Annotated in this window: 1 protein-coding gene; it reads left to right on the top strand. The window is 65.4% G+C overall.

The window, feature by feature from the left end; genetic code table 11:
- Positions 1-1,063 (top strand): FtsH protease activity modulator HflK (hflK, locus tag EN932_RS36755; RefSeq protein WP_128369554.1); only part of this gene is annotated, 1,063 nt, incomplete at its 5' end.
- Between the last annotated feature and the right edge of the window lie 36 nt (positions 1,064-1,099).

Here is a 1,099-nt window from a genome sequence, read left to right as displayed (position 1 = left end):
CAATCAGGGACCCTGGGGGCAGGGTCCAAAAGGACCGAGCGGGCCGCAGGGCTCGCCTCCCGATCTCGAAGACATCATCCGCCGCGGCCAGGACCGGCTGCGGCGCGCTCTTCCGGGCGGCGGCGGCGCGAGCCCGGCTATCTTCGCGCTGATCGCGGCTGCACTTGTGGTGCTGTGGGCGTTCAAGGCGGTTTACACCGTGCAGCCCGATGAGGTCGCGGTCGAACTGCGCTTCGGCAAGCCGAAGACCGAACTGTCGCAGCCTGGCCTGCATTTCCATTGGTGGCCGCTCGAAACCGTCGAGACGGCCAAGATTTCCGAGCAGCTCGTCGATATCGGCGGCGGCGGCGCGACAAGTGGCAATACGTCCGGGCTGATGCTTACCGGCGACCAGAACATCGTCAACGTCCAGTTCTCCGTGGCCTATCAGGTCTCCGACCCGCGCGCGTATCTGTTCGATGTGTCCGATCCCGACGGCATGCTGCGGCAGGTTGCCGAAAGCGCCATGCGTGAAGCCGTCGGCCGCCGGCCGGCGCAGGACATCTTCCGCGACGACCGCCAGGGCATTGCCGCCTCGGTGCGTGAGATCATCCAGACGACGCTGGACGGCTACAAGGCCGGTCTCAACGTCAACGCCGTCTCGATCGAGGATGCGGCACCGCCACGCGAAGTGGCCGATGCGTTCGACGAGGTGCAGCGCGCCGAGCAGGACGAGGACAAGTTCGTCGAGCAGGCCAACCAGTACTCCAATCAGAAGCTCGGGCAGGCGCGCGGCGAGGCCGCACAGATCCGCGAAGACGCGGCCGCCTACAAGAACCGGGTCGTGCAGGAAGCTGAGGGTGAGGCGCAGCGCTTCATCTCGGTCTATGACGAATATGCCAAGGCGCCCGATGTAACGCGCAAGCGCCTCTACCTGGAAACCATGGAGAAGGTTCTGAAGGATTCGAGCAAGGTCATCGTCGAGCAGGGCAACGGGCAAGGGGTCGTTCCCTATCTGCCGCTGCCGGCATTGCAGCCGAAAGCGCCGGCACCGGCCGCCCCCGTTACGGGAGGTAACCAGTGATGGCCAACCGTCTTCCCATCATCGTCGTCGCAGCAG

The organism is Mesorhizobium sp. M7A.F.Ca.US.002.01.1.1, from assembly GCF_004022955.1.
GTDB classification, from domain to species: Bacteria; Pseudomonadota; Alphaproteobacteria; order Rhizobiales; family Rhizobiaceae; genus Mesorhizobium; species Mesorhizobium ciceri.
Note: the sequence above shows the minus strand (reverse complement) of the source record. Positions and strands in the feature narration are given on the sequence as shown.